Consider the following 15,563-nt stretch of genomic DNA (forward strand, 5'->3'; position numbering starts at 1 on the left):
ATTCGGCTTCACCGCTTACTAATAAAAAATCGTTTTCAGAAAATCCATTCTTTTTAATTTTCTGGCGGAATCTTCTCAATGTATTTTCGGCGAAATCGTACCCTATAATTTTACATTTAAATTTTTTGTAAACTTCAATTCCAAAGTCGCCGGTGCCTGAAGCTAAATCAAGACATATACCGCCTGGCTGGAAAGTTAATTTAGAAAGTGCTTTTTTCCGCCAATAGATATCAATTCCAAAACTCAAAGTGTGATTTAATATGTCGTAAGTTCTGTGAATTGAATTGAACATCCCCTTAACATATTCGCGTTTGTCATTGGTGTATAAATTGATTTTCGAGTTCATCTTTAATATATTTTTACAAAACTGAGAACAAAATAATATGGATCAATACTTAAAGGCAATAAAAGAAAAAGTTTGTACTGTTTGTGTTGACAGCGACGATACCGGAAAATGTTTAATGACTGATGATGAACTGTGCGCAGTTGAAATGAATATTGATAAAATCGTCACTGCCATCAACTCAATCCAAAGCGAGAACTACGATGATTACTATGAAGCACTTCACAATTACGTTTGCATTTCTTGTAAAAATGAAAATACCGATGGGAGTTGTAATCTTCGGAATGACGTAAATTGCGCTCTTGACAGATACTTCCCGCATATTGTGGATGTGATTAAGTCTGTTGAATAATTTACAGATAAAATACAATTGTGAATTATGTCACGTCTAAAATCTCTTTGCCAACAAATTTATTCCACCAAGCATAAAGGTACTTTCCACTCCAAAAAGTTAAAAGCATAAAAATAAATCCTGCGATTAGATCAATTACATAATGATATCGCATGTAAACTGTTGCAATAATAAGCAGCGCGCCCGCAGGCAGTAAAAAATATTTTGTCTTAGCATTAAATCTATACGAAAGTATCATCACGACTAAAGTTAATTGTGTATGACCGCTAGGAAAAACATCTCGCTGAACTACGATTTCTGGATTTGGTGTCCCACTTGGTATAGATTCACCGATATTTACAAACTCGCGAAGTGCATTAGTGAGAAGTAAACCTGGCAATTCCCATTCGATTGCATAAAAATCGTGAAGCGTAAATCGAGGACCAATTGCAGGTAAAGAAAAATATCCCAAATAAGATAAGAAAAACCCATACACTACAAGAAATGCTGCGTATTCGAATTCAAGCATGCGTTTCTTTACTACAAGTTCAATTCCAAGAATAATTGGGAGCAGATAAAAAAGATTATAAACAATTTGAAGTAATTCTGTCAAAACTGGATTGGCGAATTGATAGATCCAAACCGTTGGATCTACCCCGAATAACCATCTATCGATTTTAATTAAAAGCTGATCATAATCAGTTGGATGGATAGGGTGAACCATGTAATATAATTGCTTGAAGGTCAAAAGAATTAGTGGGGCAACATACCACAAGTGAAGATGTTTCCAGATCAAACTATTAGAATTGTGGTGTTTTACTGCAGATACAACAGCGAAGAGAATTACACCAATTTCAATTGCAATTAACACCTTCCAATGCTCAACTCGATTACAAAAAATTAAATTCATCCCAATTAGAAAAAGGTAAAAAATGATTACGGTGAGATCAATTATGTTAAGTGACTTGAGAGTTTTCAGCATTTAGATTATTGAAGATATATGACTGTAAGAAATCCAAAATAAATTAATAATCCAATTACGTCATTTAATGTGGTAACGAAGGGCCCCGTAGCAAGAGCAGGATCAACATTAAGTTTTTCAAGCAGCAATGGAATTAATGCACCGATTAATGTCGCATTAATCATAACCACAAGAAGAGAAAGTGAAAGCGTTAAGCTGAATCTTGGATTTTCAGCCCAAGCAAAATAAGTTATTAAAAAAATCAAAATGGAAAATACAACACCATTCAAAATTGCAACGCCAAATTCTTTAGCAAGTCTTGACTTCAAATCCGAGGTCCAAATACTGCCAATAGCAAGACCGCGAACAACAATAATTGCAGCTTGAGAACCTGAGCTCCCTCCCATTGCCATAACGATTGGGATGAAAAATGCAGCAGTAACAATCTGTTCGATTGAAGCCTGATATTTTGAAAGAACGACTGCACTCAGCATTTCTCCAATGAATGCAAACAAAAGCCAAGGTATTCTACCTCGTGAAATCTTTAATGAAGAAAACGAAGCTTCTTCAGTAGACACACCGGCTAATCTTTCAATATCTTCTTGTGCTTCTTCATGGATAACATCGACGATGTCATCGATTGTGATTCTTCCAACCATTCGCTTGTGCTCATCTAACACAGCGATAGAAACTAAGTCATACTTTTCCATTATCTGTGCGACTTCTTCCTGATCGTCAAGCACATTAACAGTTATTAAATCCTCATCAACAATACTTTTAATTTTTACTGTTGGATCAGAAATAATTAAATTTTTTAGTTGAACAGTACCAATTAATTTTTCTTCATTATCGATTATGTAAAGTAAATATATTTGTTCGACAAGCTCTGAGTTCGCACGGATTTCGTTTATCGCGTCTTGCACGGTGGCATTCTGATTGACGGCAAGGAAATCAGTATTCATTAAGCCGCCGGCGCTGTCTTCCGGATAGCTTAGGATGTGTTTTACATCTTCGGAATCTTCCTCATCAATATTTTCAAGGACTTCTGTTGCAACATGATCGGGAAGGTCTTGAACAATATCTGCAGCATCATCAACTTCCAGTTCATCAACTATTTCTGTAATTTTTTCAACTTCAGTTTCGCTGAGAATTTCTTCGCGAAGAATTTCATCAAGTTCAACTATAACTTCAGAGGCAAGCTCTGTTGGCAAAAGAGCAAATAAGTATTTTGCGTCATCGACATTTAAATGATTGATAATCTCTGCAATATCTGCATGATGAAGATCTGCAATTATGGTAAGTAGACTGTTTTTATCTTCGAATTCAATCAGCTTTGAAATATCTTCCAGCAATTCTTCATCCGCTTGAACAATATCTTGAACCTGAAGGTTGTTATTTATTTTTTTTTCTTCTTCCATTCTTATTTGGGATTAAAATTTGTCGCAAGATAAAGAAAATCATTTAAAGATAGTTCCTCTGCCCGGCGATTTAAGTCAAAATTTATTTTAGCTTGATCGTCGAAATCAATGATCTTCTTCAAGGAATTTCGCAATGTTTTTCTTCGCTGATTAAATGCGGTCCTAACAATAGTGCGAAACCAATCGATCTCAGAGTTGGCAAGGTCCAATTTTCTTTTGAAGCTAAAATGAACGACTGCGGAATCAACTTCCGGCTTTGGATAAAAAACATTTCTCGACACTTTAAATAATATTTTTGCATCGCTGAAAAAGGTCGTATAAATAGACAAAATACCATACTCTTTGGTTTTTGGTTTCGCTATCAATCTTTGAGCAACTTCCAGCTGCATCATTATCACGGCATCCGTTATAAATCGATGATTCTCAAAAAGTTTAAGGAGAATTTGGCTAGTGAGAAAATAAGGAATATTACCTATTACACGGCATGTTGGAACTAAGATTTCATCTTCAATATTTAGCTTGATGAAATCTTTATTAATAATTTTTAATTCAGGATACTTACTATGCAAATCTTCACATAAGTATTTATCAATTTCGACTAAAATAAGATTTAAGTTTTTATCAACGAGTTCATCGGTTAAAGCTCCCCTGCCTGGACCAATTTCGATTATCGTTTCCCCTGAAATTGGATTTAAGGAATTAATTATTTTTTTAACGATGTTTTTGTCTTGAAGAAAATTTTGTCCCAGACTTTTTTTTGGCCGAGCAGTCATAGATAGATTTAATACTTGTTAAATAAGAATCTGTACAATGTGAATCCTTTTTCCTTCTTAGTTCAAATTACTTAAATTTGCTCTAAGAATTATGAAAAAAGTTGTTATCATTTTTACAGGCGGCACAATCTCTATGCGGATTGATGAAAAAACCGGTGGTGCAGTTCCTTACTTAAGCGGAAATGAAATAATTGAACTTATACCTGGTATCAATCAACTGGCCGGGTTGGAAATTTATGATTTCGGTAAGTATCCTGGTCCGCATATGACTTTAGAGCTTATGATGCAATTAAAAGATAAGGTTAATTCAATTATTGCTAACGATGATGTTGAAGGAGTTGTAATTACTCATGGAACTGATACACTTGAAGAGACTGCATACCTTCTTGATCTTACAACCAATTCTTTAAAGCCAATTGTTGTTACCGGTGCGATGCGAAATGCTTCTGAACCAAATTGGGATGGCGAAAGAAATCTGATTGATTCAATCGATGTTGTACTGAACCCTGATTGCCATAACCTTGGTGTGCTTGTTTGTTTAAATAGTGAAATAAACGCCGCAAGTGAAGTAACAAAAATTTTTTCAGATGAGATTGATACATTTAAGAGTCTTGATTTTGGGGCGCTCGGATTTGTTGGCGGAGGAAAAATAGTTTTAAATCGATTGCCCAGAAAAAGAGAATTCATTCAATCAGACAAAATTGAAGGAAACATTGATTTAATCTTAGCTCACGCAGATATGTCGGATAAATTTTTTAGATTTAGTGCGGAGAGTGGAGCGAAAGGAGTTGTAGTTGAAGCATTAGGTGTCGGAAATGTACCGCCGAAAGCTTTTGATGGGGTTAAATATATTCGTGAAAAAAACATTCCCGTAGTTTTAACTTCACGCTGTCCGGCAGGAGAAACAATGGACATTTACGGTTACTATGGCGCTGGAAAATGGTTGAAAGAAATCGGTGTGATTTTTTCTGAATATCTTAACGGGCAGAAAGCGAAAATTAAATTAGGCTTGCTATTAGGTTTGGATAAAACCGATGGGGAAATTCAAAAAGCATTCAGGCATTAAACTGAATATTAAGTTTTAAATCTCAACTTTAATCAAGCTTTCAATCTTTTCGCCAAGAAACATCTCGCCGATCTCTTTGAACTTATGAGGCAAATCGCTTACAAAATATTTCCGATTTGGTTTATGTTCCGATGAGTTCAGTAGATTCATGTCAGAAAGTATATTTTTCACCTGCTTTGCGGTTTCTATTCCACTATCGATTAAAGTAATATTTTCACCGACAACTTTCCTAATTACATTTTTGAGTAAAGGATAGTGAGTGCAGCCCAAAATCAGTGTATCGTAAGAAAATTTTTCAAGCGAATGTAAATATTCTTTTGCTGTGAGGTAAGCGATTTCGTGATCCATCCATCCTTCTTCCACGATCGGTACAAATAAGGGACAAGCTTTGCCATGAGCTTCAATATGTTGATCGATATTGTGGATCTCTCTATCGTAAGATTTGCTGGCAATGGTAGCATTAGTTCCGATTATCGCGACTCTTTTATTCCTGCTTGCGGTTACACTCGCCATAGCACCAGGAATTATCACACCGACGACAGGAACATTCGTGCGTGATTTGATTTCATTCAGTGCAACTGAAGAAGCGGAGTTGCACGCCACAACAATTAGTTTAACATTATGTGTAAGAAGAAATTTTGTATTCTGTATAGAATATTCTTTAATTGTAGAATCGGATTTCGTACCGTATGGAACTCGTGCAGTATCACCAAAATAAACCAGATTTTCATTTGGCAGTAATCTTATTATTTCTTTTACTACGGTAAGCCCGCCGATTCCAGAATCAAAAATCCCAATAGGCTGGAGACGATTAAATGTGTTCAATGTGTCCTTAAAATTGTGTTAACGTTTCTCTAAGTGAATCCATGTAAAACTTGTATTTACTGGAAGATATTTTTTGTTGATTAATATCGAGAACATAAAAACTATCAAAAACTCCATTTAGCTTTGTCCCGATTTTTGCAAAATAAATTTCAAGTCCCAACTCGGCGAATCTTTTTGTAATTAAGTATAACAATCCAATTCTATCAGATGTGTGAATATCGATAATGGTATAGACTGGATGGTTTTCAAAAGATATTTCCACTTCTTTTTTTAATTGTATTTTTTTCTCAATTCTCCGCCACTTGTTCCGATGTTCATCAAATTTAGATTGAAGGTCGCTGTCATTCAATAGAACAATTGTAATATTTTTTGAGAGCAAATCTTTTTGCTTTTCATTCAAAGGTTTGTGCGAAGAAAAATCGGTCAATTTAAAAGTATCTATCGCAATATGATCTTTTCGAGTGAAAATATTAGCGTCATGAATATTAGCGTCGCTTATCGCAATTGCTCCGCAAATTTTGGATAGAAGACCATGACAGTCTTTTGTGATAACTGTCAGATAAGTGAATTCTTCATCTTCTTTATACGTGATAGAAATTTCGTCTCCATTTTGTATCTCGGAAATATGAGTCGCAATTTCTTTGTCGGAAAAAGTGAAAAGATATCTATCATCACTAATTTGATCCAAATGCTCGAGAAAATCAGTTTCTTTCATCTCAAATTTATGGAAATCAATTTTTCTTACATTCGAGGTGAGAATATCTTCACCGCTTAATTCACTTAAAATCATTTGCTTGGTTTTAAGATATAGCTCCTGCAAGAGTGAATTTTTCCAATTTGACCATGAACTTGGATTTACAGCTGAGAGATCTGCATAAGTAAGCAAGAAAAGAAAATCCAATTCTTTGAGACTTTTAAATTTATCGCGAAATGAGTTAAGAATTGCCGCATCGCTCAAGTTTCTTCTGAAAGCTGTTTGTTCCATTAGAAGGTGGTTTGTAACCAAAAATGAGACTATTCTGATCTCTTCATCGTCATAACCCAAGCGTTGCATTATAGTTTCGGCGAATTGGGCTCCGAGTATTTCATGTCCAGCAAGATTGTGCGGTTTAGCTATGTCATGAAATAGAACCGCGAGATAGAGAAGTTCAATATTGTCGTAGGAACGATAAATTACACCAAGCATGGAATTATCAATGCTGATCTTGGAAAGATTTTTTATCGCTAAGATTGTATGTTCATCGGCAGTGTAGATATGGTACGCGTTTGGCTGGAAAAACCTGCGGAGATTTTCAAATTCAGGAATTACAAAACCGAGAATACCAATTCGGTTCATATGCAGAAGTACTTCATAAACGTTTTCCGGATACTGAAGAATTTTCTTAAATATTTTTGATACTTCGACATTTTCTATCTCAGTGCCATCGAAGTAGCTGATACTGTGAATAATGTTTTCTTCCAATTCTTCCGAAAAGAGTGCCGAAAATTTTGTCCTGAAATAGTAAAGCTCTAAAATCTCATCAAGCTTGAGTGCATCATTAGTTTTCTGCTGGATAAATCTGCCATGAAGGATAAATTTCTCATTTAATTCATACACTGAATAGTCAGATAGCGGAAATATTTTCAATAGAGCTTTTTTTGTGAAATTCCGAAGTAAATTGGAAATCGCTTCTGAGGAAATGAAATAATCTTGCATCAATCGAATGTGACCATTCGATGAATCGATGCTGTCACCCAATAAATTGTTCGCAATTAAAATTTGATTTTGAAAATCGAGCTTATCTCTTTTGAATTGATTTAGAACATGAAGTTCGTTTCGAATTTTCAAAAGAGTCTCATAAGCTGTAAAGATTTCGCTCCTCTTTTTGGATGAAATAACTTTTTGCTTTACGATTTCGTTAAGAAAATCATTCGTTGAGGAATCAAATAATTCCGCCTCCGGATGCAAATTATTCAAAATAATATATATCCAAGCAGCAGAATGTAAATCTCTCATTCCGCCTGCAGAGTGTTTGATATTTGGTTCGAGCAGCAATGGCGATGTGCCATAAGTTAAATGTCTTCTTTCAATGTCCGACAGAAGATTCTGAAGTATTTTAATTTTCAGTTCTGAATTAATTGCACCAAGAAGCCGTTCAATAAATCGGAGATATACTGATTTATTACCGGTTACAAATCGCAATTCGAGTAATTGAGTAAATGATTGCAAGTCATTCGCTGCAATTTCAGTTATCTGGCCAAAATCCCTTACAGTATGTGAGATCTGAATTCCTCTATCCCAAAGTTTACGAACGAGATTTCCAATATATTCTGAAGTTTCATCTGGTTTGTGAATAATAAAACACAAATCAATATCTGAGTATGGAGAAAGCTCCATCCGTCCAAAACCGCCAAAAGCCCCAATCGCCAATCCAGGAATACTCTCGCCCGCAATTTTAATGATCTCATGATTAAATAATTCCGACAGTCTGTAAGAAAAATCGATGCTTGATTCAAATGTATGTCTCTTATCAATCAAATCGTCTACCTTTTTGGAGAGCAATTCGATTTTATTGTTTGAGCTATTCATCAATTACGTAATTATTTTAATTTCTCAAATCTTGCTTGAAAAAATCTCAAATACTTTGGCTCATAAATCATTTTTAATCCTTTGATCGATTTGCGTTTTTCAAACACTTCGACTATTGATTCAAATGTCACATCCATATGTGCTTGTGTGTAGACACGGCGCGGGAAGGTCAATCTAACCAATTCCAATTTTGGATAGTTATGATCTCCGGTAACTTTATTTCTTCCGGCCGAAACAATTCCTCTCTCCATCGTACGGACGCCAGAGTCCAAATAAATTTCAGCAGCGAGAGTTTGAGCCGGAAATTTGTCTTGCTGGATGTGCGGCAAGAATTTTTTCGCATCTAAAAATATTGCATGACCGCCTATCGGTTTCACTATAGGAACTTTCGCTTTAAGTAAAAGATTTCCGATATATTCAACCTGACCAATTCTTGCTTTTATATGGTCAAGTTCAACCATTTCTTCTATCCCGCGAGCCATTGCTTCCATATCGCGTCCAGCTAAACCTCCATAAGTGTGTAGACCTTCATATACAACTACAAGATTTCTTGCTTCTTCAAATACTTTCCAGTTCCGGGTTGCAAGTAAACCGCCAATATTTACTAGGCAATCTTTTTTTGCACTAACCCAAATCCCTTCGAAATAGGAACAAAACTTTTTTAGAATTTCAGCAATAGTATTGTGAGCAAATCCTTTTTCACGAGTTTTAATGTAATATGCATTTTCAACTGCACGGGTTGCATCGCACCACATTTTTATTCTGTGCTTATCGCAAAAAGTTTTTAACTCTTTTATGTTTTGTATCGAAATCGGCTGTCCGCCAGCCATGTTAACCGTTGCAGCAACAGAAACGTATGGAATTTTTTTTGCTCCGACTTCCTTAACAAGTTTCTCCATTTTTTTTAGGTCAATATTCCCTTTAAACGGATGAAGATTATCAGGATCGTGAGCTTCATCAATTATTACATCGACAAATGTTCCGCCGGCTAATTCTTGATGCAAGCGTGTAGTAGTGAAATACATATTCCCTGGAATGAAGTCACCTTTTTTAATTAAGATTTGTGAAACGAGGTGTTCAGCTCCTCTGCCTTGATGTGTTGGAACTAAATATTTAAAGCCATAATATTTTTTAACATTATCTTCTAGATTATAATAATTTTTACTTCCAGCATAAGCTTCGTCGCCGAGCATCATTCCTGCCCACTGATAATCGCTCATAGCACTCGTTCCGCTGTCGGTCAATAAATCGATATAAACATCTTCCGATTTTAGAAGAAAAGTATTATAACCCGCAGTTTTAATTGCTTTAAGTCTATCCTCACGTGAGGTCATTTTGAGTGGTTCAACAACTTTTATTTTAAATGGTTCAGCCCATGATCTCTTCGTTATTTTCATAAATCCTCGCTAATAGATTGATTTGTAAAATTTGAATTCGAATCAAGTATTTAAAAACTCTTTCAAAAATAAGGAAAAAATTAAGGTTTCTAAAATTTTTGTAGTATTAATGATTGTTCTATCTACGAAAAATTACATGGCAATCAAAGTTTTTTGCAGATTGAAAATATCCAAAACACATCAATTTTGTATAGTAAAAATATTTTGGCTAACTTTGTGCTCCAAATTCAGAATTCTATATGATAATTAGCATGACAGGCTATGGGAATGCCGAGATTGAATCGAAAGGTATTCACTATAGCGTAGAAATACGAAGTTTGAACAGTAAATTCTTAGAAGTATCTGTAAAACTTCCCAAGAATCACTCGACAAAAGAAAACGACTTCCGGGAGATTGTTAAAAACAAAATCTCTCGTGGAAAAATTTCTCTCTCTGCCAGTATTCAAAAAAAAAATAATGTCGAACTTCCAATCGAAATAAATAAAGATGCTGTTAAATTTCTTAATAATCTTCTGAAAACGTTGCGCAAGTCAACTGGATTGAAAGAAAAAATTAAGCTCGATCATTACTTAAAATTTTCTGAAATATTTCAGTATAAAGAAGAAGAATTATCTGAAGAAGAATTCGGGAATTTGATCAGCTGCGCCGAGACTGCAATTCAAAGTCTGATGGAAATGAAGTTAAAAGAAGGCGGCGAACTCGAAAAAGATATTATCTCACGTTTGAGTCAGATCAGTGAATATATTAATCAGATAATTTCAATTTGGAGAAATCGTGAGCAGGAAGAACTCGGACGTCTAAAAGAAAAAGCCACTCGACTGCTCGAAGGTAAAGAAGTTGCCGATGAGCGAATTGAAATAGAGCTTGTTTTTCTTCTAGACAAAATGGATATAACTGAAGAATGTGTCCGGCTCAACAGTCATATTCAGTTCTTTAAGGAAGCTGCGCAAAGCAAAGAAGCTGCCGGCAGAAAATTAGGATTTCTGTCACAAGAAATGTTAAGAGAGGCAAATACCATCGCTTCGAAATCAAGCAGTGCAGAAATTTCTCAGCTCGTTGTGAGAATTAAAGAAGAATTAGAAAAGATAAGAGAACAATTATTTAACATTGAGTAAAGCAAAATTAATAGTCATATCAGCCCCAAGCGGTTCAGGAAAGACTTCTGTCCTTAAAGAGATACTGAAGCTGAATAAAGGCAAGTTAACTTTTTCAATTTCAGCTACTACAAGGAAAAAGAGACATAACGAAATTAATGGTGTTGAATATTACTTTCTAACAGAAGAAAAGTTTAAGCAGAAACTGGAAAAAAATGATTTCGTAGAATGGGAAAACATTTACGGAGATTATTACGGAACACTCAAATCTGAAGTAGATCGGTTGCTTCAAGAGGATAAATCGATACTATTTGAACTTGATGTTAATGGTAGTCTTCAACTCAAAAAACTTTATCCAGAAGCCAAACTTATTTTCATTGTTCCGCCCAGTATCGAAGTTCTGGAAGAGAGATTGAAAAATCGTAACACAGAGACTCCGGAAAAACTTGCAAAACGAATAGAACGCGCAAAAATGGAGCTGGATAAAGCAAAATACTTTGATTTTGAAGTAAAAAATTACGAACTAGCAGATGCAGTCACTGAAGTAAATAAAATTGTACAAGAATTATTAACAAATTAAGGATTAACTATGCCATTAAAACCAGTTGATGTAAAAGAAATTGAAAAACATGCAGAAAGCATTTATGAAGCGATTGTTGTTACTTCTAAAAGAGCGAGACAAATCAATGACGATATAAAGATTGAGTATAATAAGAGAGTTGCTGAGATTCCTGGTATCAATCAATTTGATGAACAAGAGGAGATTGAAAATCCAGATCAAATTCGGATCAGCAAAGAACTTGAAAAACAAGGCAAACCCACCGAAAGAGCGCTAAAAGATTTCTTAGAGGGTGATGTCGAGTTTAGATTTAATAAATAAATATTTCTCTCTAAGCCGGTAATTAGATTTGTAAAACCGGAAAATATGTAAATAATTTTTTGAGCGGGTTCATTGGTTGAAAGTATTTCAAAAGAAAAAAATAATTGTAGGAGTGAGCGGTGGAATCGCTGCTTACAAAGCCTGCTACTTAGTCCGTGAACTAATAAAACTCGGTACTGAAGTTAAAGTCGTTATGACACCTTCAGCTTGTGAGTTTGTTACCCCGCTAACATTTTCTACACTTTCTCAGAACGAAGTAATCGTTGATATATTCCCGAAGGATCGTAAGTCAAATCTTAAATTGAGCACTTGGCATATTGAACTCAGTTTGTGGGGGGATCTATTCATTTTCGCCCCGGCAACCGTGAACAGCATTGCAAAGATAAATTTTGGAATTGCGGATAATGCTTTAACGACACTTATCAGCGCTATCCGTGCACCTATATTGATCGCTCCAGCCGCAGATGAGGATATGTTTGAAAGCAGGGCGAATCAAAGGAACATTAGTGAATTGAAAGCTCGAGGAATTTATTTCGTTGAGCCTGGTTTTGGTGATCTTGCAAGCGGCTTGGTGGGTAAAGGCCGCATGGCAGAAGTTGAAAACATTTTGAACGAAGCTGAAAAAATTCTTGCCGGCTCAAAAAAGGATTTGACCAAAAAGAAAATAGTAATTTCATCAGGCCCAACTTACGAGGAGATCGATCCTGTGCGTTTTATCGGAAATCGCGCAAGCGGTAAGATGGGGCAGGCAGCAGCACTTGCCGCTTATTACCGCGGTGCGGATGTTACTGTAGTCACCGGTCCTTCACAAGTATCGTTTCCGAAATTTATCAAAGTTATTCATGTTAGATCAGCTGACGAGATGTACGAGGAAGTGATCAAACAATTTGCTAAGTGTGATATATTTATTTCCGCCGCTGCGGTTGCCGACTACAAGCCAAAAAATTATTCTAAATCCAAGATTAAAAAAGACATGCATGAACTGACAATTGAATTAGTGAAAACAAAAGATATATTGAAAGAGATTGCTAGATTGAAAAAGAAAAAGCAAGTGGTAGTCGGCTTCTCTGTCGAGACTGAAAATGAAATTGAAAATTCAAAAAGAAAATTGATAGAGAAGAATCTCGATATTGTTGTTATCAATAATCCCAATGTCAAAGGTGCAGCATTCGAAGGTGACACAAATCAAATTATTATTCTGAAAAAAACTGGCGAGGTTATTGAATATACATTGAAATCAAAATTTGATGCTGCAAATGACATTTTAGATCAGATAAAAAGTAAATGAACAGTAACGAAGAATTAGATAAAATTTTATCGAATGTCGAAAGTTGGCTGACTCATCAAAAAGAACTTGATGTCCCAATTTTCATTTCAGATTCGGATGATACCGTGTACCAAGCTGAACTCGATACGGCAGTCATTGATAAAAGATTGAATCAAATAGATGAAAATTTTGTGACAGCAAAAAGTTTAACCGAATTAGATTCAATAATAAATAATTGTATGAAGTGCGAACTTGGTTCTAAAAGAAAAAAATTCGTATTTGGTGTAGGGAATCATTTTTCAGAAATTGTATTTGTTGGTGAAGCACCAGGCAGAGATGAAGATGAACAGGGCGAACCATTTGTCGGCAGAGCAGGAAAATTACTTAATGAAATGTTGAAGGAAATAGGATTAAAACGTGAAGAAGTTTTTATATGCAACATCTTGAAATGCAGACCGCCCGGCAATCGCGATCCTCTTCCGAATGAAGTAGAAAAATGCGAACCTTACTTGCTGAAGCAATTAAGTTTACTAAAACCAAAAATTATCGTAGCTTTAGGCAGAATCGCTGGTAATACTTTGCTCAAAACGAGTGAAACTCTTACGAATTTAAGAAAGGAAATTTACGATTATTATGGCATTCCATTGGTTGTTACATTTCATCCTGCAGCAATTTTACGAAACCCGCATTGGAAAACACCAACTTTAGATGATTTGAAAAAAGCAAAAAAATATCTTGAAGAAGTAACAAATTAAAATGACAAAACGACAGATCAGGAAAAAAGGAAACGGCTCTGATTTAAAAATTACTCTTGATGCAGGAAAAAACATTCCACCGCAAGCTCTAGATGTTGAATCGAGTGTCATAGGTGCAATTCTTCTGGATAATAGTGTTGCAAATACAGTAATTGAAATGTTGAGCCAGTCTGATATTTTTTATTCCGAAACGAATAGAAAAATATTTGAAGCAATTAAGGAGCTTTTTCAAAAGGGAAGTCCGATAGATGTTTTAACTTTGCTCGAAGAAATGCGCCGCAGAGAAGAACTGGATGAAATTGGCGGACCAGGAATTTTAACTGAGCTTACAAACAATATTGCCAGTGCTGCGAATGTTGAATATCACTGCAAGATTTTAATTGAAAAGTTTATGCTGCGTGAATTGATAAAATCGTCAATTGAAATCGCCGGCAAATGTTATGAAGGTGTAGATGATACGTTTGAAATTCTTGATGATGCAGAGAGAAAAATATTTGATATTTCTGAAAATAAATTTAAACGAACTTACACCCCGATCAATCTTGCAATAAAAGATACAATAGATAAAATTGAACGTTCACGCAAAGCTGAGTATGCAGGAACCCGTACAGGATACTTTCAGTTCGATGAATTGACGAACGGATTTCAAAATTCTGATTTGATAATTATAGCAGCAAGACCTGGAATTGGAAAGACAGCACTTGCAATTTCAATCGCTAGAAATATGTCGAATGATTACCAAGTCCCAGTTGGTTTCTTCAGTCTTGAAATGACAACGAATCAAATTGTCTTAAGACTTTTAAGTGGTGAAACACGAATTCCAATGTCACGTTTGCGTTCAAAAGTTCTAGATCATGAGGAAGATCGTAAATTGACAACTGCATTTCACAAGCTTTCAAATTTGAAATTTTTTATTGACGATACACCTGCTCTTTCAATTCTTGAACTCCGCGCAAAGACGAGACGATTAATTGCGGAACATAATGTTAAAGTGATTTTTGTAGATTATCTTCAGTTGATGCAGGGTCCATCAAATACTGAATCACGCGAGCGAGAAATATCCTACATTTCACGTTCGTTGAAGAGTCTTGCAAAAGAAATGGATATTCCAATAATTGCTTTAGCTCAGCTCAATCGACAAGTTGAGGGAAGACAGAGCAAACGTCCGCTTCTCTCGGATTTAAGAGAATCTGGGGCAATCGAGCAGGACGCTGATCTCGTCTGCTTTATTCATCGTGCTGATAAATATTTAGACAGAGATCAACTCGATGAAAAGGAGAAGAATATCGCTGAAATTATTATCGCAAAACAGCGAAATGGTCCAACTGCTTCATTTGAATTAGCGTTTCTTGATCATGCTACGAGATTTGAAAATCTTGAAACTACTAGAGTCGCAGAACTATACGCACCAGAAGTTGAAACTCCTTTCTAAAATTATTTCGAATTTCTTATGCTAATGCGAATTACTTTCCTTGCAATTATATTGACAATCAGCCAAGTTTTGTTTTCCCAAATCGATTATTTGAATCATGTAGCAAGTTTAGAAACTTGCAGATCAAAATTTGAGTTTGCTGGGTCAGAGAATCTAAAAGAAAAACCAATCAATGAAGTCTTCTATGAAATTGCAAAGTCTTTCATTGGAACCGACTATGAAGGATTCGTGCTTGAAAAACCCGGGAAGGAAGAAGTTTTTATTTACCTACATGGATTGGATTGCGTTTCACTAATTGAAAATTCATTAGTGTTATCGCGATTGATCAAACGAGGTGATTCAAGTTTCGAAAGCTATATCAAAGAGCTTGAGTATATTCGGTATCGAGATGGTATTAAAGATGACTACTTGAGCCGCTTGCATTACTTCAGCGAGTGGATAGAGAACAATGA

At 35.4% G+C, this 15,563-nt stretch carries 16 protein-coding genes; 9 read left to right on the forward strand and 7 right to left on the reverse strand.

Annotated elements, in window-relative coordinates:
* The coding region (locus tag FJ213_10565) for a methyltransferase domain-containing protein (GenBank protein MBM4176595.1) at positions 1-346 on the reverse strand (346 nt) is incomplete at its 3' end.
* A 37-nt stretch (positions 347-383) separates the two neighbouring features.
* On the opposite strand from FJ213_10565, the gene FJ213_10570 reads away from it, so the two are divergent.
* Complete coding sequence (locus tag FJ213_10570) at positions 384-695, forward strand: hypothetical protein (GenBank protein ID MBM4176596.1); 312 nt, start codon at positions 384-386, stop codon at positions 693-695.
* Between the two features lie 25 nt (positions 696-720).
* On the opposite strand, the gene FJ213_10575 is transcribed toward FJ213_10570, so the two are convergent.
* Genes FJ213_10575 through rsmA form a run of 3 tightly spaced genes read right to left on the reverse strand, consistent with a single transcriptional unit; the run spans position 721 to position 3,826 of the window.
* Entirely contained in the window at positions 721-1,656 is a 936-nt protein-coding gene (locus tag FJ213_10575; GenBank protein MBM4176597.1) for a phosphatase PAP2 family protein, read from the reverse strand.
* Between the two features lie 5 nt (positions 1,657-1,661).
* Positions 1,662-3,053: a magnesium transporter gene (mgtE, locus tag FJ213_10580; protein ID MBM4176598.1), complete on the reverse strand. Its 1,392-nt coding sequence runs from the start codon at positions 3,051-3,053 to the stop codon at positions 1,662-1,664.
* A 2-nt stretch (positions 3,054-3,055) separates the two neighbouring features.
* A complete protein-coding gene (gene rsmA, locus FJ213_10585; protein MBM4176599.1) occupies positions 3,056-3,826 on the reverse strand; it encodes a ribosomal RNA small subunit methyltransferase A in 771 nt (256 codons plus the stop codon).
* A 91-nt stretch (positions 3,827-3,917) separates the two neighbouring features.
* Between rsmA and FJ213_10590 the strand changes: the two genes are divergently transcribed.
* The gene (locus tag FJ213_10590) at positions 3,918-4,892 is read left to right on the forward strand and encodes an asparaginase (protein ID MBM4176600.1); all 975 of its coding nucleotides are present in this window, start codon (positions 3,918-3,920) and stop codon (positions 4,890-4,892) included.
* 15 nt (positions 4,893-4,907) lie between these two features.
* Here FJ213_10590 and FJ213_10595 read toward each other — a convergent pair whose 3' ends face one another.
* The 3 genes from FJ213_10595 to FJ213_10605 are packed head-to-tail and all read right to left on the reverse strand — an operon-like array spanning position 4,908 to position 9,683.
* Complete coding sequence (locus tag FJ213_10595; protein ID MBM4176601.1) at positions 4,908-5,717, reverse strand: glutamate racemase; 810 nt, start codon at positions 5,715-5,717, stop codon at positions 4,908-4,910.
* Between the two features lie 7 nt (positions 5,718-5,724).
* Positions 5,725-8,286, reverse strand: a complete 2,562-nt coding sequence (locus FJ213_10600) for an HD domain-containing protein (protein ID MBM4176602.1) — start codon at positions 8,284-8,286, stop codon at positions 5,725-5,727.
* 11 nt (positions 8,287-8,297) lie between these two features.
* A complete protein-coding gene (locus FJ213_10605) occupies positions 8,298-9,683 on the reverse strand; it encodes a tyrosine phenol-lyase (GenBank protein ID MBM4176603.1) in 1,386 nt (461 codons plus the stop codon).
* A 239-nt stretch (positions 9,684-9,922) separates the two neighbouring features.
* Here FJ213_10605 and FJ213_10610 point away from each other — a divergent pair, with 239 nt between their 5' ends.
* The 7 genes from FJ213_10610 to FJ213_10640 all read left to right on the forward strand — a co-directional run.
* Positions 9,923-10,798, forward strand: coding sequence for a YicC family protein (locus FJ213_10610; protein MBM4176604.1), 876 nt, complete (start codon positions 9,923-9,925; stop codon positions 10,796-10,798).
* The gene (locus tag FJ213_10615; protein ID MBM4176605.1) at positions 10,791-11,357 is read left to right on the forward strand and encodes a guanylate kinase; all 567 of its coding nucleotides are present in this window, start codon (positions 10,791-10,793) and stop codon (positions 11,355-11,357) included. Before FJ213_10610 ends, FJ213_10615 begins: the two co-directional genes overlap by 8 nt.
* A 9-nt stretch (positions 11,358-11,366) precedes the next feature.
* Entirely contained in the window at positions 11,367-11,657 is a 291-nt protein-coding gene (locus FJ213_10620; protein MBM4176606.1) for a DNA-directed RNA polymerase subunit omega, read from the forward strand.
* Between the two features lie 76 nt (positions 11,658-11,733).
* The gene (gene coaBC, locus FJ213_10625; protein ID MBM4176607.1) at positions 11,734-12,945 is read left to right on the forward strand and encodes a bifunctional phosphopantothenoylcysteine decarboxylase/phosphopantothenate--cysteine ligase CoaBC; all 1,212 of its coding nucleotides are present in this window, start codon (positions 11,734-11,736) and stop codon (positions 12,943-12,945) included.
* Positions 12,942-13,679 carry a uracil-DNA glycosylase gene (locus tag FJ213_10630; GenBank protein MBM4176608.1) on the forward strand — a complete coding sequence of 246 codons (738 nt, stop codon included), beginning with the start codon at positions 12,942-12,944 and terminating at the stop codon, positions 13,677-13,679. The genes coaBC and FJ213_10630 overlap by 4 nt, the downstream gene beginning before the upstream one ends.
* Position 13,680: 1 nt before the next feature.
* On the forward strand, positions 13,681-15,111 hold the full coding sequence (gene dnaB, locus FJ213_10635; protein ID MBM4176609.1) for a replicative DNA helicase: 1,431 nt from the start codon (positions 13,681-13,683) through the stop codon (positions 15,109-15,111).
* An 18-nt stretch (positions 15,112-15,129) separates the two neighbouring features.
* The coding region (locus FJ213_10640) for a DUF1460 domain-containing protein (protein ID MBM4176610.1) at positions 15,130-15,563 on the forward strand (434 nt) is incomplete at its 3' end.

The sequence above is a fragment of the Ignavibacteria bacterium genome (assembly GCA_016873845.1).
Lineage (GTDB): Bacteria > Bacteroidota > Ignavibacteria > Ch128b > Ch128b > JAHJVF01.